The organism is Pseudomonas sp. JZ114, from assembly GCF_051027705.1.
GTDB lineage: Bacteria > Pseudomonadota > Gammaproteobacteria > Pseudomonadales > Pseudomonadaceae > Chryseomonas > Chryseomonas luteola.
Genome location: NZ_CP069256.1, coordinates 3,233,069 through 3,252,006 on the forward strand (window position 1 = coordinate 3,233,069; position 18,938 = coordinate 3,252,006).

Here is an 18,938-nt window from a genome sequence, read left to right on the forward strand (position 1 = left end):
AAGTAATGTCTACACTAAGCGCCCACCGACAACCGAGGGAAGGGGGAATACGCAATGAAAATTGAAGTCCGCCCGTTGACGCGCTCGCCTCAAAGTAGTTGGCAAGTTCGTCTGGATGATCAAGCCATCACCTTTAGAACCGAGGACGAAGCGCGTACATACGTCGATAAGCTCAATGCTCGATTGAAAGCCCCTCATAAGCTGCCGGAAAGCCTTCCGGCCTGATCGGATCAGTGGGGTGCTGGCCTTGTACGTGTTGTCAGCCAGGCCAGCACCGCTGCTGCCACGCCACAGATCGCAATGATTGCCGCCATTGGCCGTGCCGTACCGTCATGCAGCATTCCTACCGCCGCGGACGATAAGGCCGCGATGGAAAACTGCAGGCATCCCAACAGTGCAGACGCACTGCCTGCGTTGCTCCCCTGACCAGCCATTGCGCATGCCGAAGCGTTGGGAATGATGCCGCCTAACGAGGCGATGCAGCAGAACAGCGGCACACAGATCCACCACAACATGGCGGGCTGAAAGGCCGCGATGGCGAGCAGCACAAGGCTTGCCGCACCGTAAAACCGCGTGACTCTTGTCAGCAGCCAGGATGGGCCGTGCCGGCTCAAAAGGCGCGCATTAATCTGACTAAATAAGATGAATCCTGCCGCATTGCTACCAAACACCCAGCCGAAATGCTCTGCCGGTACACCGTACAGGTTGATGAACACAAACGGAGAGCCTGCGATATACGCAAACATGCCTGCCATGGAGATGCCGCCGATAAGCGCAAACCCCATGAAGTTCCTGTCACTCAACATTTGCCAGTATTGCCGCAGCGCGTTGCGCAACAATGGACGCGGTGCCTCGGGCGGCAGGGTTTCTGGTAGCCAGCGCGCAACCGCGCTGCCACATAGCAGGGCAAAGACCACCAAACTGATGAAAATGGCTTGCCAGCCAACATGATTGAGGAGGAAGCCTCCGCCAATTGGCGCGAGGATCGGCGCAACCCCGGTCACCAGAACGATCTGGGAAAACGCCTTGGCAGCATGAATCGGATCGCACAAGTCACGCACTACGGCACGCGAAATCACCATGCCTGCGCAACCGCCTAATGCCTGAACAAAACGCGCTGCAATCAGCCATTCCAGCGTAGGCGCCATGGCACAAGCCAATGAGGCAAGGGTGAACAGAACGATACCCGTGAGTAGCGGTATACGCCGGCCGAACCGGTCTGCCAGCGGTCCGTAGAACAGTTGTCCAATGGACAAGCCTGCGAAATACGCCGAAAGGCTCAACTGGACGTGTTCCACATCCGTTGAAAAGGCTTTTGCCAGTGACGGGAAAGACGGCAGGTACATATCGATGGCAAACGGCGCAAATGCGCTGAGCGCACCCAGCATTAACAAAATGCGAAATGTCATTGAGGAGATCCGGAGGGGGCCAGCGGCCCAAAAGCGATGAACTGCCATGCTGTTACATACAACAATGTTTGTAAATACACGGCCAACCGTTAAACTATCGTTTTAATCCTTGATTTTCATACGAACCTTATGCGCAGAACCAAAGAAGAAGCCGAGCAGACCCGACGCGACATTATTGAGGCCGCTGAACAGCTCTTTCTCGCCAATGGCGTGGCGCATACTAGCCTTGAGATGATAGCTCGTGAATGCGGAGTCACACGTGGCGCTGTGTATTGGCACTTCCAGAACAAGGCACATCTGTTCCATGAGATGCTCAACGAGGTTCGTACCCCCATGGAAGTGCTTAATCAGCAACTCTGCGGTTGTCAGGGACGAGATCCGATTATTTCCTTGAAAGATGTCTGTGTGAACGGCATGCACCGGCTGACTCAGGATGAGCGCAGTCGCCGGGTCATGACCATTCTGCTGCATCGCTGTGAATTTACCGACGAGTTGCGGGAGGCCGAGGAGCGCAATAACGCCTTTATTTCACAGTTCATAGGTTTATGCGAGCAGCTATGGAAGCATCAGGAAAAGCGGCTGCAACCGGGCGTCACGCCTCGCATGGCTGCCTTTGCCGTGCATTCGATGTTCATTGGCCTGATCAGCGACTGGCTGCGCGACCCCGGCCTGTTTGACCCGGTCAAGGATTCGACCGCAATGTTCGATATCCTCTTCCGGGGCCTGGTGCGGGACTGGGATCAGGCGATTTCAGCGGAATAACCTTCTTCGCGAATCGCCTCCAGCAGCGGCTCGGGAGCTTCGCGACTGTCTACCGTGACTTTGCCGGTTGGCAGATCCACGTCGACCCTGGCCGATGCGTCCAATGCGGTGATCGCCTGGGTAACCGCCTTGACGCAGTGGCCACAGCTCATGCCTTGTACATTAAAGGTATGCATGGTGTATCTCCTGACGGGAAAATTTCATTCTCAACCTTCCCACGAGGTCAAGGTCAAGTTCGACAGCTTCTGTTAGCACGGTAAGTCACCTATTATTGCGAAAGGTCGCCTTGCCCTTTCGGAAGAACGGCCTATCACCACTACACCGTGCGGATAGGGACTCGCTCATGGCTACACTGCCGCGTTATTCGAATGCACAGATTCTTTTGCATTGGCTGACGGCCCCTCTGGTCATCCTCATCATTTCCCTTCCCTACTTCGAAGATTTTTTCAGTGGGCTACTGGGCAGCGGAGCCGATGTCTTCACCCTGCATAAATCGCTGGGCATTACCGTTCTGGCTCTGACCGTGATTCGTCTGATGATTCGCTTCAAACATGGCTCACCAGCCCTGTTGCCGCCGAATGCCGTGCTTCAGCAGAAACTGGCCAAGCTGGGGCATGCGGTGCTGTATGCGCTGCTTTTTCTCATGCCCATCACAGGGCTTATCTTCAGCGCTCGCCCTGTCAATTACTTCTGGTTGTTCAGCTTTGGCCCTCTGCCCTTGCCTGAAGCGCTTCGCAGTGCAGCCAAGCAGGTTCATGTCACCGTGCAGTATGCGTTTATCCTGTTGATCCTAGGACATGCCAGCATGGCGATCTGGCACTACGTGGCGCGTCGGGACCGGGTATTGCCCGGCATGTTGCCCCTGATCAAGGATTGATCGGCAGGGCTTGACCTTAACACGAGGTCAAGGTTGATCCTCTATCCTATGATGAGGAGATTAACCATGACCGAATTCGATCTACCCGTACACGGCATGACATGCGCGGCCTGCGCCGGCCGGGTGGAGCGTGCGCTCAGAAAAGTTGAAGGTGTGGAAAACGCCAGCGTCAATCTGGCCAATGAGCGTGTCCGGGTCCACGCACCAGAGGGATCGCTTCCTATCTTGCAGCAAGCCATTACGCGCGCAGGATATAGCGTTCCTACCGAGTCGCTCGAACTTGATATCACCGGCATGACCTGCGCCAGTTGCGTCAACCGGGTCGAGCGCGCGCTACGCAAGGTTCCGGGCGTCAATACCGTAAGCGTGAACCTGGCCTCCGAACAGGCCCATGTCGAGCTGATACCGGGAACAGATTCGAGCCTGCTCCTGGCCGCCATCGGCAAGGCGGGGTATGAGGCCCGACTTGCCACCACCCATGATGACAAAACGGCTGGGCAGCGTTTGGCCCGGGAACGCGGTGCCCTGATACTCGCTTTGTTATTGGCCCTTCCCCTCATTGTGCCGATGCTGCTGCAACCACTAGGTATCCACGCCATGCTGCCACCTTGGGTGCAGTTTACACTGGCAACACCCGTTCAGTTCCTGCTGGGTGCTCGCTTTTATGTGGCTGCATGGAAAGCTGTGCGGGCCCGCTCCGGCAATATGGATTTGTTGGTTGCCCTTGGCACCAGCGCAGCCTACGGCCTTAGCCTATACCAGTGGTGGAGCGTCCCGTCCAACAGCATGCCGCACCTGTATTTCGAGGCGGCTGCCGTAGTTATCGCCCTGGTCCGCCTGGGCAAATATCTGGAAAGCCGCGCCAAGCAGCAGACCGGTGATGCCATCCGTGCCTTGCAAGCCTTGCGACCGGAACGGGCTTTTAGGTTATCCAACGACGGACTGGAGCAGGAGGTCAGTCTGGCGGAGCTCAAGATAGACGATCGGGTACGTATCCGCCCCGGTGAACGGATACCCGTCGATGGTCTCGTGGAGTCTGGAGACAGCTACGCCGATGAAGCCTTGATCAGTGGAGAAAGCCGTCCAGTGGGCAAAGGACCGGGTGATCGTGTCACGGGAGGCTCCATCAATGGCGAGGGTGTGCTGACGGTTCGTGTGACCGCATTAGGCAATGAAAGCGTTCTGTCGCGTATCATTCGGCTGGTAGAGGACGCCCAGGCCGCCAAGGCGCCCATTCAACGCCTGGTCGATCGCGTCAGCGAGGTGTTCGTCCCCGTCGTGCTGGGTATCGCGTTGTTGACGCTGGTTGGCTGGCTGCTGACAGGCGCAGGTTGGGAAACATCGCTCATCAATGCCGTCGCCGTTCTGGTGATTGCCTGCCCCTGCGCCCTGGGGTTGGCCACGCCTACGGCCATTATGGCCGGAACAGGCGTCGCGGCACGCTACGGCATTTTGATCAAGGATGCGCAGACGCTGGAAATAGCCCACGCCGTGGATACCGTCGCATTTGACAAGACCGGTACATTGACCTCGGGGCAGCCTCGCCTGATTCATTTGGCGACAGATACCGTAAGTGAGAAAGAGGCACTTGCCCTGTCGGCCCGCCTGCAACGCGGTAGCGAACACCCTTTGGCTCAGGCCGTTCTCACTGCCTGCGAGCAGAACCTGCTGGACGCACCTGCTGCGCAGAATATCCGCGCCCTGCCGGGGCGCGGCATTCAGGGCCAGATCGACCACCGGCAGTTGGCGTTGGCTAACGGGCGATTGCTCCATGAGCTGGGGCTTGATAAAGGTCCGCTTATCGCTCAGGCCAACGCCTGGGAAGAAGAAGGTCGCACGCTTTCCTGGCTGATTGAGCAGCAGCCCGAACCAAAGGTACTGGCCCTTCTAGCCTTTGGAGATGAGCTCAAGCCGGGAGCGGGTCATGCGATTGCCACGCTTGAAAGGCATCATATCAGCAGCCATCTGATCACAGGTGATACCGAAGGCAGCGCAAGGGTTGTTGCACGGCAGACCGGTATTCGAGACGTTCATGCCCAAGTGCTGCCAGCCGATAAGGCCGCGGTCGTACAACAGCTCAGGTCGCAAGGTCGCTGTGTGGCGATGGTGGGTGACGGGATCAACGACGCACCCGCCCTGGCGGCCGCCGATGTGGGTATCGCCATGGGCAGCGGGACGGATGTGGCCATGCATGCCGCCGGGATTACCCTGTTGCGTGGCGACCCGGCATTGGTGCAGGGGGCGCTGGATATCTGCCGTCGTACGTATCGCAAGATTCGCCAGAACCTGTTCTGGGCCTTTATTTACAACGTCATTGGTATTCCGCTGGCGGCGTTTGGCCTGCTTGACCCGGTCTTCGCCGGGGCTGCTATGGCCTTTTCCAGCGTGAGCGTTGTCAGTAACGCTTTACTGCTCAAACGTTGGCAACCAGAGAAGATGAGTCAGTCATGAACATCAGCCAAGCCGCCCGTGCAAGCGGGCTTACCCCCAAGATGCTCCGGTACTACGAAAACATCGGGTTGCTGGACCCAGCCGGGCGCAGCGCCAGTGGTTATCGACAGTACCGCACCAGTGATCTGGAGACGCTGGCCTTTATCAAGCGCTCGAGAGACCTGGGATTTTCGCTTGAGGAAATCGGCAGGCTCCTGGGACTCTGGCGTGATCGACACCGCTCCAGCGCCGAGGTCAAGGCCCTGGCCAGCGCCCATGTGGATGAACTGAGCCGCAAGATCGCTGAACTGGCGAGCCTGCGTGACACTCTTCAACAGCTGGTGGATCAGTGCCCGGGCAACGAACATCCTGAATGCGCCATTCTGGACTCGCTGGGCAAAGCGTCCTGTCGACATTGCAGTTCTTGAGCGGTACCGGGACCAGCACTGAAGGCATGGCGCTCTTTTCGCTTCGTGCCGCCAATGTTCGTTGAGCCTCATCCTAAACACCGGCCTGCAAAAGGCCTGAGGCGGGCTCGATAGGGTATTGAGTGGAACTAACGAAATCTCCAGCGTTCAGGTCATTACGCCTAGTTACATTGGAGGAGCAACGCGAATGTACGGAAGATTCAGTGTATCGGACATTCCGATTCATGAACCTATTATCATGGGCGCCATCGGCTTCATTATTCTGGTGGCCCTCTCCTCTGTGGGTGCACTCACCTATTTTCGCAAGTGGCGCTGGCTGTGGTCGGAGTGGCTGACCTCGGTCGATCACAAGCGAATTGGCGTGATGTACATCATCGTCGCCATGGTAATGCTGCTTCGGGGGTTCTCGGATGCAATCATGATGCGCGCCCAGCAGGCCATTGCGGCGGGCGGCGCAGAGGGCTACCTGCCCCCGCATCACTATGACCAGATCTTTACCGCCCATGGCGTGATCATGATTTTTTTCGTAGCTATGCCATTGGTGGTCGGCCTGATGAACGTGGTAGTACCGCTGCAGATCGGCGCACGTGACGTGGCCTTCCCGTTCCTCAACTCGCTCAGCTTCTGGCTGTTCGTTGTCGGGGCAGTACTGGTCAACCTGTCGCTCGGCCTGGGCGAGTTCGCCAAGACGGGTTGGGTGGCCTACCCGCCGCTTTCCGGGATCAAGTACAGCCCTGGCGTTGGCGTGGACTATTACATCTGGAGCTTACAGATCTCAGGCCTCGGCACGCTCCTGACCGGTCTCAATTTCTTCGTCACGATCCTGAAGATGCGTACCACCGGCATGACGTTGATGAAAATGCCGATCTTTACCTGGACGGCCTTTTGTACCAGCGTGCTGATTCTGGCCGCCTTCCCGATCCTGACCGTAACCCTGGGGCTACTGAGTCTGGACCGCTACCTGGGAATGCACTTCTTCACCAATGAACTGGGCGGCAACGCCATGATGTACGTGAACCTCATCTGGGCCTGGGGCCATCCCGAGGTGTACATCCTGATCCTGCCGGCGTTCGGCGTGTTCTCCGAAGTGACCGCGACGTTTACCCGCAAGCGTCTGTTCAGCTACAACATGATGATCTGGGCTACGGTGGCAATCACAGTGCTCTCGTTCCTCGTGTGGCTGCACCACTTCTTCACGATGGGCTCAGGAGCTAACGTCAACGCATTCTTTGGCATTGCCACCAGCATCATTGCCATTCCAACCGGCGTAAAGATCTTTACCTGGCTCTTCACCATGTACAAGGGGCGGATTCAGTTCACTACCCCGATGCTGTGGACCGTTGCCTTCATCGTAACCTTTACCATCGGTGGCATGACCGGCGTGCTGCTGGCCGTCCCGGGGGCTGATTTCGTCCTGCACAACAGCCTGTTCCTGGTAGCGCACTTCCACAACGTAATAATTGGCGGCGCCTTGTTTGGCTACTTTGCCGGCATCACCTACTGGTTTCCCAAAATGTTTGGCTTCACCCTGAACGAAAGGCTTGGCCGCTATGCCTTGTTTTTCTGGGTGGTCGGCTTCTACCTGGCCTTCATGCCGCTTTATGTGCTGGGCTTCATGGGCATGACGCGCCGCCTCAACCATTATGCCAACCCAGACTGGCACCCCTGGCTGATCGTGGCAGCGATCGGTGCTCTGACCATCCTGTGTGGCATCATCTGCCAGATAGCGCAGCTGCTCGTCAGCATTCACCAGCGCGCCCACAATAAGGACCTGACCGGCGATCCGTGGGATGCCCGTACGCTCGAATGGTCCACAGCCTCGCCTCCAGCTCCGTATAACTTTGCCGAGCTGCCGGAAGTCCATGGCATTGATGCCTATCTGGACATGAAAGAGCATGGCGTCAGGGAAAAGCACCAGGCGGATTACAAGGATATCCACATGCCGAGCAACACCGGCGCCGGGCTGATCATCGCCGGATTCAGCTTTGTGCTGGGCTTTGGTCTGATCTGGTACATCTGGTGGATGGCCATTCTGGGATTTATCGGCATGATTGCCACTGCCATCCTGCATAGCTTCAAGGACGATCACGGCTATTACATCAAGGCTGCAGATGTGGCCCGCATGGAGGAAGCGCACAAGGCGCAGCGGGAGCAGTGTACGGGGGTGAGTCAGGAGGATGCGGCATCGCCCAAGGCGTATACGATGGTTTAAGCGGCCCGCCTGCTGAGTGGAAGTTCTCCGTTCAGCAGGCAGTCGGGCTCACTGGAGTCGGGACGCGAAGAAGCGCCTTACTCTTTCACGTTCATGTAGTCACGTGCCCAGACACGGTACTCATCAAGCGTGGAATACTTCGTCGAGAGTTCGGAAGCACTCAGGTCGGAAGCATGGATGCCGCGCTGTTCACGCAGGCAGTCGTAGGTGGCCTTGATAGCGGCGAAATAGGCCGCATGGCCATTTAGAACGATACGCACGCCCAGGCTGGCCAGACGCTCGAAATCACGCAGTTCAGGATTGCCATAGGCAACCAGCATCAGCGGCACGCTCAGGTGCTGCGAAATCTGCTCCAGATGATCGAAGTCCTTGATACCCACCATGCAGATACCATCGGCGCCTGCATCCTGATAAGCACGGGCGCGCTCGATAGTTTTCTCAACGCTCAAGACACCGGCATTGGTCCGGGCAAACACGCTTAGTGCCGGATCGATACGGGCCGCCAGTGCCGCCTGGATTTTACCGATAGCTTCGTCCAGCGGAATCAGGTCGGTGGACTTGCGACCATACTGGGCAGGCAGCAGGGTGTCTTCAATAGTCAAGGCTGCCACACCGGCGCGCTCAAGCTCGACGATGGTACGCATGACGTTCAGGGCATTACCGTAGCCATGATCGGCGTCGGCAATGATGGGCAGTGTCGCAACACGACCGATACGGGTCGCCTGCTCAACGAATTCGCTTAAGGTAATGAGGGAAAAGTCAGGTGCAGCCAGAACCTGGAGCGATGCGACAGATCCACCCAGGATACCCATTTCGAAGCCTAGATCGGCCGCGATGCGGGCAGACATCGGATCGAATACCGAACCAACGTCATAGCACTTATTGGATTCAAGCAATGCACGAAACTGCTTTCGCAACTCATGCTGCGAAGGTGTGGCCATAAGACCTCCATTGGACAGGGCTGATGGATTCGAAGCCGATGACACACGAGCGCACCATCTATGCTTCTATGACAGCTGTACGGGAGAAGATTGCTCCATGGCAGCTGTCACTCCTCGGGATGCACCATCATACACCCTACTAAGGTCTAATCGCCTATCGGCTTAACACCTGCACGCTGATGAGCACGCGTATAGGGGTTCGCACCGTTGGCCAGCTTGGTTGCGACATCTTCCATGAAATGCTGGGTTGGTGCATTGAGCCCATAGAGCACCAGCAAGGGGGCCAGCAGGCTGGCAATGACAGCCAGGTTTGATTTCACCACGACCGCTCGATCACGCATGAGCCAGAGAAAGACACCACTGGCTGCAAAGCCGATCGGCACCCCGGTAACCACTTCGGAAACCGAGTGAAACCCCAACTTGATTCGGGTGACCGCAATCGCGAGGGCGAAGAGCGCCCCGGCTCCGGCACAGACCCAGCGCACGACAGACCGGGCCTTGGCTGCCAACAGCCAGAACAGAACCGGTATGACACTGCAGGCCAGCATGGAGTGTCCACTAAAGCCGGTGAAGTCGTAGGCACGGATGCCAATACCCCAGCCAAAGAAAGCCATCTTGGAAATTGCTACCAGCAGGCATGCCCCACCAAATAACGACAGCCAGAGCAATGCCGTACGGCGTGAAGCGCCAAGCCACAGCCATAGAGCAATAATGAATGCGCACGGCAACATGACCGAGGAATCACCAAAATTGGTAATGGTTGTCAAAGCCTGCATCGCTCAATCCCTTAATTACAAAAACAATCCTCAGACACCTTAGGATAACGGCATGTCGGCGCAAGTAATCACCGGATTGCCAAGGTGTGTATTCCTGCAAATAACCGACAATGCGTTACGGTAAAGACGAGACCTGCATCAATTCGTAATGCAGCGAGCAGGTGTCTCAGTGGTTATTCGTGAGCGTACCAATGATCTTGTCGACAACACCTTCCTGCTGGAGCTGTCCGAAGGCGGTGCGGGTGCTTTCCACGACAGCATCATCCGTTGCCACGCTATAAGCCATGTACAGTTCCGCCTCAATGGTACCTAGCGCTGCAACCTGTTCCAGTTCGGTACAGTCAAAATGCTTTCGGGCGCACTCGTGGGCGGCGCTGCTTTCCGTCAGCGGTGCCAGCTGCACCTGTCCATTGATGAGCTTTTGAAAGTTCTCTTCAACCCCAGCCGATATCACCAACCGGGAAAACCCATGGTGCAGTAGATACTGATGCCGGAAATCATCACGCATCACACCTACGCTGTATTGCCGCGCATCCTCCAGGCTCTGCGGATCAATATCCGTACGGGACTTCAGCTTGTAAAAGTAATATTGCATGCTCGTTACATGCCCTACCCATTTGAATAAGGGTTCACGCTGCGGTGTCCGGGCAACCAGATAGATAAGAACGTTTGGCTGGTTAGTCGCGATATCGTAGGCCCTTGCCCAAGGGTAAAGACCAATCCTGTAGTCCGTCTGCCCGGCCCGACTCAGCGTGAGCTCAACGACCTCTGTTGCCGCTCCTCCAATACGCCCATTTTGGACTGTAATGAACTGGCTTTCTTCAGTAACCACCTGAATCGGCTCGGCCATGACATGAGTAACAACCATCCCCGCCAGCAGTGCTATCCATTTTCCAATTTTCATAACGTCTCCCTGAATGTGGCGCTCACCACCCGATTACGACCATCCCCTTTCGCCTGGTACAAGGATCGATCAGCCAGTTCGAGCAGCTCATGAAAGGTACTGGAAATGCCTGCTTCGAACGTGGCCAGGCCGATGCTCAGGGTGACGATGGGTGCGACAGACGATTCGTCATGAGGAATAGCCAAGTCACAGACAGCCTGACGCAATCGCTCTGCCAAGAGGTACGCCGCAGCCTTGTCTGTAGCCGGCAGCAGAACAGCGAACTCTTCCCCACCCAGGCGCGCGACCAGATCACCCGCCCGCGCAATGCTGGCCTTCATGGCCGCCGTCACCAGGCGCAGACACTCATCCCCCTGGGCATGGCCATAGGTGTCGTTGTAGCGCTTGAAGTAGTCGATATCGCACATCAGCACGGACAGGGGTTGGCCCGAACGCTGAGCACGGCTGAACTCAACGTCCTTGACCTCATCGAAATACCGCCGGTTGGGCAACCCCGTCAGCGGGTCGCTCCGCGAAAGTGCTTTCAACTGAGCATTGGCTTCCCGCAACGCCTCCTGGGTTTGCATGATGTCGCCCAGCTGCACGCGATGCCGGGTGCTGTGCAACAGCATTTGCGCCGTCATGGCCAACAAAGCGTGCTCATCGGGTTGCCAGACGTCGATAACCTGCTTGCGAATGAACACCAGAAAACCCAGCTGCTCATCGCCAGCGCCTACCGGGACAAATGCAGTGGCTTCGGCATTCAATAATTGGAAGGCGGCAGCACCATACGCTGACAGCACATCGGTAAGCGCCTTGCCGGAAGTGAACGTAACCGGCTCGCCCTGATCAAGAAGAACCTCCAGATGCGCCAGCTGCGCTGCGGTGATCTGGTTTTCCGGGACGGCGTGGGTTTCACAGCACCAATGCATGGCCAGACGAAAATAAGCACTCGACTCCTCACGGATATACCAAAGGGCATAACAGGCCCCCAGGCGCTGGGCCACTTCGCTCAGGCAGGACTGCTGATACAGCTCCAGCCGCTCATACGGCGCACGGATAAGCCGATTGGACAATAACAGCACCATGTGCTGCGCCTCGGTCAGGCGTTGCAACTCCGCCGTACGGGCCTGTACGCGCTCGGCCAACTGATCCCGGTGCGCGGCCAGCTCCTTTTCGTACACATGTTGCCGCCCCAGATACCCGGACAGGTTGTTCTGTAGCTGATTGATCCCCTGTACCAACAGGGTCAATTCGTCCTCGCGCCTGGCAGAACGAAAAAGCCGTAAGGGAAGGTGAAGCCGCTCGGGGCTCAACTCAGCCAAGTGAAGCGCAATACGCCGGATATGTACCGTGACCAGACGGCTGAACATAAGAATGATCAGGCCGGCCAGCAGCATGGATTGCAGGAGCTGGAACCCGACGATTGATACCACGACCGATTTCAGTTCAGACCAAAGCAGGTCTTCATTGCCATAGAGTCTCAGCTCCCCAACAGTCTCCCTGCTCCCGGCGTACGGTGAAAAGACCAGAGGAACCTGGCGCATCGGAGCCAGGTTTGACTCGATCCATCCGGTCCGGGAGCGCACCTGAACGATCGGCGTTTGCTGAGCGGAAAACACGGTCAGCTGCACGCGCGCCACCGACGCGATATGAACGGCGCTGTCCAGATGCGCCTCGACCGACTCCTGATCCATGTCCCAGATGGCCTTGGTCAGGGTGCGCTGGTAGACCTGCTCGATCAGCCCCAACTCAATGTCCATTTGATGAACATTCTCGTGCCACACCGCCCAGGTACGAACCCCAACGGTGATCAGCGTGAAAAAAAAACAGAACCCCAGCGTGACAACTACCAGACGCCAGCCCAGCGAGTGTCGTCCCTGCTGCCAGTGCTCCGGCAGCTCTGCATGAGTATTATCGGCATCTACAGCCATTTCTTTTTCAATGCCTCATAGATACCGTTACGCTTGATCTGCTCGAACCCTTCTCGGGCTCGGGCGACCACTTCATCGGGCGTCCGGGCGCTGAAAGCCATATATAGCCCTTCGTTGCGTCCGATATCGGTCAGTGGATAAACCTGAGTCACGGTGTCATCAAACGGTTCACCTGCCTGCCGCGCCAGATACTTGGCCATAACGGCATTGGCGACCCACAGGTCCACCCGTCCACGCTTGAGCTTCTGGTAGTTTTGCGCGTAGGTATTGCTGGATTGCAGGTTCAGTCCCACGGAAAAGCCGCGGGACTGCAAATACTGTTCGCCTACATCACCATGTACCGTAGCGATCTGATAGCGCCTGGCATCCTCAAGTGCATTAAGAGAAATATTCCGCGTACGGTCACTGAATAGCCCCCATTGAGCTGGAGCAATGACGCCAACCCATTTGAATAGCCCATCCCGCTGGGGTGTACGGGCAATCGAATAAATCAGGACATTTTCATCGTGCAGCGCCGTCTCGTAGGCGCGGGCCCAGGGCATTGACTGAAAGGCCCCGTCGAGTCCGGCCTGGGCCAATACAGCCTCTACAACTTCTGTACTAAAGCCGGTCAGCTTGCCGGAAATGGTCATGTTGTAAGGCGGCAGCTCTTCCGTCACGACGCGCAGCGCTACCTCGCGGGCCTGAACAGGTTGCAGACCGCCCATGAGAAGCGTCAGAAAAAACAGTGCGGTCTTGATCTGGCTCATTGCCTGGTCCCAGAAGCCCAGAGGCTAGTTTCGTGTTAACTGTGAGAGGGTATCGCTCGAGTGATACAAATCTTTATTCGTCTCGGACGGAGCGTGCCTGTACGGATTTGAAAGCGTGAATCGGATTGCCCACCGCGGCCTGGAAGCCGACAATCATCCAAACCCTGACGAGATGAGATCCCCGCCATGCTCGACATCGACCTCTGCTGGAATGCCGTCTGTACCCGCGATACGGCCCATGACGGCCGATTCGTGTTTGCGGTCCAGACCACTGGCATCTATTGCCGCCCCTCCTGCCCTGCCCGTCGCCCTCGTCAGGAGCGTGTGACGTTCTACACAACGCCACGCGAGGCAGAAGCAGCCGGGTATCGCGCCTGTAAACGCTGTCAGCCGGACCGGGAAAGCCCCGTTAAGCAGCAGGACGCCTTGATTCAGGCAGCATGTGCCCTGCTCGACCAGGCCGAGCAGCCACTCTCCCTGGATCAACTGGCCTCGCGCATTGGGCTTTCACCCTCGCATCTGGCCCGGTTGTTCAAACAGCGTACCGGGCTTACACCCCGCGCCTGGGCTGAAGCCCGTCGCCAGCAACGCCTGCAGGCCAACCTGCCTCGGGCAGATACAGTTCTGGAAGCGGCCCTTGCAAGTGGGTATGGGAGCAGCCGCGCCGTTTATGAACAGCCCAACGCCCTGGCGCTGGCGCAACGTCGGCGCAAGGGTGCGGGAGAACACATCCGTTATGGCATTGCTGTCTGTTCACTTGGGCTGGTATTAGCCGCCAAGACCTCCCGTGGTCTCTGCGCCGTATTGTTTGGGGACGAGGCATCAGCGCTTGAACGGGAATTGGCCGAGCGCTTTGCCGCCGCCCATTGCGAGCATGACGACGCCGCCCTGGCCGATGAGCTTGCCCATGTCCATGCTCAGCTCGATAAGCCGACCCAGGTGCATGCCCTGCCGCTGGATATGCAGGGTAGTGCCTTTCAGCAACGGGTCTGGCAGGCCCTCATGCAGATCCCACCCGGCGAGACCCGGCGCTACGGGGAGCTTGCTGTAGAACTGGACAGTCATCCACGCGCCATTGCCCGCGCCTGTGCCAGTAACACCCTGGGCCTGCTGGTGCCCTGTCATCGCGTCATCGGCGCCAGCGGAGCGTTGACCGGTTATCGCTGGGGCGTTGCGCGCAAGGAGACGCTACTCAAGCGCGAAGCCGAAATGATTGAAACGAGTAAGGCGCCGCCGCGGTCCATCTAGGTACAGGTCCTTCAAGGAGATCGTTATGCATAACCTGCACCGTTACGCCATTCACTACCGCTTTAATGGCGAGCCGCTCGAAGAACAGATGGAGAGTTTTGAACCCATCACTCAGGAGCAGGCCATCATGCAGCTACTGATCAAGCATGTCCCCGAGCCCACCGGTGTGGTGGATGCCCCTTGGGAGCTGCATGCTCAGCCCAGCATCGAGCGACGTGCCGTTGAGGTTGGGCTAAGTGATGTCTGTATTCAGGAAGTGGCCTGAGGCGCTGTATTGCGCCTCATAACCAGGCGCGCTATACCGCCTCGGAAGGCTCGCCGGCCTTCATTTGGGATTGCAGGTAATTTTCCAGCCCCAGCTTGTCAATCAGGCGCAGCTGTTGCTCCAGCCAATAGGCGTGGTCTTCTTCGGTGTCTTCAAGCTGTGCCACCAGGATTTCACGACTGACGAAATCACCCACACTGTTACACAGCGCAACGCCTTGGGCCAGTGCCTCACGCACTTCGTATTCCAGCGCCAGATCGCTGCGCAGCATGTCCGGCACTGTATGGCCTACATTGATGTCCTTGGGGCGCATGTCCGGCTGCCCTTCCAAAAAGAGGATACGACGCAGCAGGGCATCTGCATGTTGGGTTTCCTCTTCCATTTCATGGTTGATGCGCTCGTAAAGGCGCAGATACCCCCAGTCTTCATACATACGGGAATGGATGAAGTACTGATCGCGTGCGGCCAGCTCACCACGGAGCAGGTCCTTTAGATAATCAATGACTTGCGTATGACCTTTCATGGTTACTACCTAATAAAATGATCGCACCGGGCCGAACATCAGGCTCAGCTCAGCCATGGCGGGGGTGGAGGCTCATCGCTGGACGACGGTGCCTCGGCCTCTTTACGAGCCGCTTGGCGACGTGCCTCTTCGCGACGGGCATCTTCGATTTCGCGCATGACGGATGAAACATCGGTCTGCCCCTCGGGTTCAGCATAGATGCCCGTAAGCGGGGTGTGCGGGTATAGCTCGCCCTTCTGATAAAGCGCCCACATTTCCGGTGCATACCGGGTCTGCTTCAGCTCAGGCGCAAAACGCCCAAAATACTGGGCCATGTTTTCCACATCACGGGCGAGCATACGGAAGGCATGGTTGTTGCCCGCCGCATCGATTGCCTGAGGGAGGTCAATGATCATCGGCCCATCGGTCGCCAATAACACGTTGAACTCGGACAAGTCGCCGTGTACCAGTCCGGCACACAGCATAAGCACCACTTGCCGGATCATCAGCTCATGATATTCACGGGCCTCGTCGGGCGTCAGGGTCACGTCATTCAAACGCGGAGCGGCATCCCCCCGCTCGTCCGTCACCAGATCCATCAGCAGGACGCCGTCCAGGAAGTCATGCGGTTTCGGTACGCGAACGCCGGCGCCAGCCAGCCGGTACAGGGCGGCAACCTCGGCATTCTGCCAGGCTTCCTCCCGTTCCTTTCTGCCGTATTTAGTGCTCTTGGCCATGGCGCGTGCCTGACGGCTATTACGCACCTTGCGACCCTCCTGATACTCGGACGCCTGACGAAAGCTGCGCTTGTTTGCTTCCTTGTAGACCTTGGCGCAACGGATCTCGTCGCCGCACCGAACTACATATACGGAGGCCTCCTTGCCGCTCATCAGCGGGCGCAGCACCTCATCAATCAGGCCGTCCTCGACCAGAGATTCCATGCGCTTGGGTGTTTTCATCTGTTTGTACGTTGATCACTTCTGGCCATACCTACATAACGTTATACGTCATGACGCACGGCTCAGCAAAAATCACTCGCACAAACGGCACCCTCTAGTCCGCACATAAGTTCATTTCATGGTGCTTGAAAAACCGATAGAACCGCTTGAGATCACCCTGGGCCTCCTCTAGCTCCATCGGCCTGAAGCGCACTTCATGGTGGGCGGGGCATTGCGCCAGCCGGCAGAGATCCAGCGGATGCACAAAGCCGAGGACCGGATATCCCCCCATGGTCTGACAGTCTGCCATGAGCACAATGGGCTGGCCTTCCGGCGGAACCTGCACCGCTCCGGCCAGAACCCCCAGAGACCACTGACGGACTGGCGCTGCAAGCGGTGCATCGCCCTGTAGACGAATCCCCATGCGATCGGCCTGAGGACTGATTCGCCAGGATGAACCAAAGAACCGATCCCGCTGCTCGACCGCAAAGGCTTCTCCATCGCCCCCGACGACCAGACGCAACACCGGAGACTCGCGGTAGTCGGGAATGAAGCGGCTCGCCGCACCCAGTGCCTTGTCGAAAGCCTCAAGCCCAGGGCTGCAAACCAGAATGTCATCAGCCTGCAACGCTTGACCATCGCCATTCAGGCCGCCCAGACCTTCGCGACAATGTGTGGCCACGCTACCCAGCACGGCCTTACCCCTGAAGCCACCCACTACGCCCAGGTAAGCGCGTTGCCCGGCCTGGGCAAATCCCAATTGCAGCCGCTGCCCGGCCTTCATGCAGAAGCGCGACCAGGCAGGAACCGTCTGTCCATCTACCGTCGCGCCCAGCGGCGCCCCGGTCAGTGCCAGCCAGGTATCGACCTGAGCTTCCAGCTCTACACCACCCAGGGCAATTTCCAGGACCGGACTGCCATAGGGATTCTCGAGTAGATGATTGGCCCAGGCCGCCGCCTGACGGTCCATCGGACCTGATGTGGATACGCCCAGATGACGCCACCCATAACGACCGACGTCCTGCAGCAGGCTCAGCGGCCCCGGTTTTATGACTTTCAACCCTTTCATACCTGACCTCCCGCGGCGCGATAGGCGGCCTCGTCAACCGCAACGAACCGAACCCGATCGCCCACAGCAAGCGGACATGGCAGCTCGGCCTGTGCGTCAAAGAGCGGCCAGGCACTTAGTCCAAGGATATGCCAGCCCGCGGGTGACGCCTGGGGATAGATGGCGGTCATGCGCTCGGCAATCGCCACGCTGCCAGCCTCCACCCGAGGCCGTGGTGAGGCCAGTCGAGGCAGGACAATTCGCTCATCCAACTCGCCCATATAGGCAAAACCGGGCGCAAAGCCGATGGCACCGACCAGATAATCGCGTCCGCTATGCAAAGCAATCAATTCCGCGACCGTCAGCGAGCAGGCCTTGGCCACCGGCTCCAGGTCCGGCCCGCAGTACCAGACGGGCACTTCATGCCGGCGTGAAGAGCTCTGCACGGCTTCCGGCTCCTTGCGCCAACGCTCGACGATCGCCGTGACGCGAGCCTGAATGTCCGTCAGGTCGTAGCGCAGCAAGTCATAGTGAATGAGCAACGTATTCCAGCCCGGCACCAAATCGATCACACCGTCGCCCAGTGTGTGTTCAATCAGATCGGCCAGACGGGCAATACGTCCGGGGAGATCGGGCGTGGGTGTATCCGCCAGGGTCAACATCAGCGCCTCGGCGCCGTAGGGCTCAATCCGGATCATGCCGCATCCAGAGCCGCCCGCAGGCGACGTAACACAGCGAGTGACTCGGCGTTGTCTCCATGGACACACAGGCTGTCTGCCGTCAGGCACATGGGTTGGCCATCGAAACCGGGAAAGGCATCCCCGCGGGAAATAGCGATCGCCTGGGACAGAATACGTTCAGGATCATGATGGACCGAGCCCGTTTCCCGGCGAGGCGCCAATTGCCCGTCGGGCATGTAGGCGCGGTCGGCGAAGGCCTCACGCAGCAAGGGTACGCCGACTTTCTCCGCCAGCTGCTGCTCACGGGTGTTGTCCGTCTTGGCGAGCACCATAAGCGGTAGCCCCTCACGAAACTGCAAACAGGCCTCGAGCACGGCATTGAGCAAGGTATCGTTACGCACCAGATCGTTATACAGGGCACCGTGAGGTTTCACATATTGCACGGTCGTTCCTGCTGCGCGGCAGAAGGCATCCAGTGCACCGATTTGATAGAGCACCAGCGCCTTCACCTCCTCCGGCGAGCACACCATATGCCGGCGGCCAAAGCCGACCAGATCCGGATAGGCCGGATGAGCACCGATTCGAGCACCATGTCTTACGGCCAGGGCCACGGTTTTCTGCATCGTCAGCGGGTCCGAAGCATGGAAGCCACACGCGAGATTGGCCTGGTCCACCAGTGGCATGGCATGAGCATCGTCGCCCATCGTCCAGACCCCGAAGCTTTCGCCCATATCGCAATTCAGAAGGATACGCGTGCTCATATCAGGATTCCCTTGATGCGGAAAAACCAGTCTTTGAGGAAATCATGCCGGCTGTCCAACAAAACTTTCCGGCCCCCGGCGATAAGGCTTTGTTG

General features: G+C 57.9%; 20 protein-coding genes. 8 read left to right on the top strand and 12 right to left on the bottom strand.

The features are described 5' to 3' along the window. Nucleotides 1–54: 54 nt before the first annotated feature. Nucleotides 55–225, top strand: a complete 171-nt coding sequence (locus JQR90_RS15295) for a hypothetical protein (protein ID WP_010795511.1) — start codon at nt 55–57, stop codon at nt 223–225. 5 nt (nt 226–230) lie between these two features. Here JQR90_RS15295 and JQR90_RS15300 read toward each other — a convergent pair whose 3' ends face one another. Continuing rightward, complete coding sequence (locus tag JQR90_RS15300; RefSeq protein ID WP_010795512.1) at nt 231–1,409, bottom strand: Bcr/CflA family multidrug efflux MFS transporter; 1,179 nt, start codon at nt 1,407–1,409, stop codon at nt 231–233. A 129-nt stretch (nt 1,410–1,538) separates the two neighbouring features. On the opposite strand from JQR90_RS15300, the gene JQR90_RS15305 reads away from it, so the two are divergent. Then, complete coding sequence (locus JQR90_RS15305) at nt 1,539–2,171, top strand: TetR family transcriptional regulator (protein ID WP_010795513.1); 633 nt, start codon at nt 1,539–1,541, stop codon at nt 2,169–2,171. On the opposite strand, the gene JQR90_RS15310 is transcribed toward JQR90_RS15305, so the two are convergent. Beyond that, the gene (locus tag JQR90_RS15310) at nt 2,150–2,347 is read right to left on the bottom strand and encodes a heavy-metal-associated domain-containing protein (protein ID WP_010795514.1); all 198 of its coding nucleotides are present in this window, start codon (nt 2,345–2,347) and stop codon (nt 2,150–2,152) included. The two genes, JQR90_RS15305 and JQR90_RS15310, sit on opposite strands and share 22 nt — an antisense overlap. Before the next feature lie 167 nt (nt 2,348–2,514). On the opposite strand from JQR90_RS15310, the gene JQR90_RS15315 reads away from it, so the two are divergent. The 4 genes from JQR90_RS15315 to cyoB all read left to right on the top strand — a co-directional run bounded on the left by JQR90_RS15315 (nt 2,515) and on the right by cyoB (nt 8,118). Beyond that, nucleotides 2,515–3,048, top strand: coding sequence for a cytochrome b (locus JQR90_RS15315; RefSeq protein ID WP_010795515.1), 534 nt, complete (start codon nt 2,515–2,517; stop codon nt 3,046–3,048). Nucleotides 3,049–3,114: 66 nt separating this feature from the next. Then, a complete protein-coding gene (locus JQR90_RS15320; protein ID WP_010795516.1) occupies nt 3,115–5,499 on the top strand; it encodes a heavy metal translocating P-type ATPase in 2,385 nt (794 codons plus the stop codon). Further along, nucleotides 5,496–5,906: a Cu(I)-responsive transcriptional regulator gene (cueR, locus tag JQR90_RS15325; RefSeq protein WP_010795517.1), complete on the top strand. Its 411-nt coding sequence runs from the start codon at nt 5,496–5,498 to the stop codon at nt 5,904–5,906. Before JQR90_RS15320 ends, cueR begins: the two co-directional genes overlap by 4 nt. A gap of 187 nt (nt 5,907–6,093) precedes the next feature. Next, nucleotides 6,094–8,118, top strand: a complete 2,025-nt coding sequence (cyoB, locus tag JQR90_RS15330; RefSeq protein ID WP_010795518.1) for a cytochrome o ubiquinol oxidase subunit I — start codon at nt 6,094–6,096, stop codon at nt 8,116–8,118. Between the two features lie 77 nt (nt 8,119–8,195). On the opposite strand, the gene JQR90_RS15335 is transcribed toward cyoB, so the two are convergent. From JQR90_RS15335 to JQR90_RS15355, 5 genes are all read right to left on the bottom strand, one after another. Next, nucleotides 8,196–9,059 (bottom strand): isocitrate lyase/PEP mutase family protein, encoded by an 864-nt coding sequence (locus JQR90_RS15335; RefSeq protein ID WP_010795519.1) that lies wholly within the window; start codon nt 9,057–9,059, stop codon nt 8,196–8,198. A 146-nt stretch (nt 9,060–9,205) separates the two neighbouring features. Beyond that, nucleotides 9,206–9,835: a phosphatase PAP2 family protein gene (locus JQR90_RS15340; RefSeq protein ID WP_073449899.1), complete on the bottom strand. Its 630-nt coding sequence runs from the start codon at nt 9,833–9,835 to the stop codon at nt 9,206–9,208. 166 nt (nt 9,836–10,001) lie between these two features. Then, entirely contained in the window at nt 10,002–10,739 is a 738-nt protein-coding gene (locus JQR90_RS15345; protein WP_010795521.1) for a substrate-binding periplasmic protein, read from the bottom strand. After that, nucleotides 10,736–12,652 carry a GGDEF domain-containing protein gene (locus tag JQR90_RS15350; protein ID WP_313727630.1) on the bottom strand — a complete coding sequence of 639 codons (1,917 nt, stop codon included), beginning with the start codon at nt 12,650–12,652 and terminating at the stop codon, nt 10,736–10,738. Before JQR90_RS15350 ends, JQR90_RS15345 begins: the two co-directional genes overlap by 4 nt. After that, nucleotides 12,643–13,401, bottom strand: coding sequence for a substrate-binding periplasmic protein (locus JQR90_RS15355; RefSeq protein WP_010795523.1), 759 nt, complete (start codon nt 13,399–13,401; stop codon nt 12,643–12,645). Before JQR90_RS15355 ends, JQR90_RS15350 begins: the two co-directional genes overlap by 10 nt. Before the next feature lie 186 nt (nt 13,402–13,587). On the opposite strand from JQR90_RS15355, the gene ada reads away from it, so the two are divergent. Beyond that, a complete protein-coding gene (gene ada, locus JQR90_RS15360) occupies nt 13,588–14,649 on the top strand; it encodes a bifunctional DNA-binding transcriptional regulator/O6-methylguanine-DNA methyltransferase Ada (RefSeq protein WP_010795524.1) in 1,062 nt (353 codons plus the stop codon). A 25-nt stretch (nt 14,650–14,674) separates the two neighbouring features. Then, complete coding sequence (locus JQR90_RS15365; protein ID WP_010795525.1) at nt 14,675–14,914, top strand: hypothetical protein; 240 nt, start codon at nt 14,675–14,677, stop codon at nt 14,912–14,914. A gap of 31 nt (nt 14,915–14,945) precedes the next feature. Here the strand turns inward: JQR90_RS15365 and bfr are convergent, their stop codons facing one another. The 5 genes from bfr to JQR90_RS15390 form a co-directional block, all read right to left on the bottom strand. Further along, complete coding sequence (bfr, locus tag JQR90_RS15370) at nt 14,946–15,437, bottom strand: bacterioferritin (RefSeq protein WP_010795526.1); 492 nt, start codon at nt 15,435–15,437, stop codon at nt 14,946–14,948. Between the two features lie 44 nt (nt 15,438–15,481). Next, nucleotides 15,482–16,375, bottom strand: coding sequence for a PA4780 family RIO1-like protein kinase (locus JQR90_RS15375; protein ID WP_010795527.1), 894 nt, complete (start codon nt 16,373–16,375; stop codon nt 15,482–15,484). Nucleotides 16,376–16,469: 94 nt separating this feature from the next. Then, complete coding sequence (locus JQR90_RS15380; protein WP_010795528.1) at nt 16,470–17,423, bottom strand: biotin-dependent carboxyltransferase family protein; 954 nt, start codon at nt 17,421–17,423, stop codon at nt 16,470–16,472. Beyond that, a complete protein-coding gene (locus JQR90_RS15385) occupies nt 17,420–18,100 on the bottom strand; it encodes a 5-oxoprolinase subunit B family protein (RefSeq protein ID WP_010795529.1) in 681 nt (226 codons plus the stop codon). Before JQR90_RS15385 ends, JQR90_RS15380 begins: the two co-directional genes overlap by 4 nt. Beyond that, on the bottom strand, nt 18,097–18,843 hold the full coding sequence (locus JQR90_RS15390; RefSeq protein ID WP_010795530.1) for a 5-oxoprolinase subunit PxpA: 747 nt from the start codon (nt 18,841–18,843) through the stop codon (nt 18,097–18,099). The genes JQR90_RS15385 and JQR90_RS15390 overlap by 4 nt, the downstream gene beginning before the upstream one ends. Nucleotides 18,844–18,938: the final 95 nt, after the last annotated feature.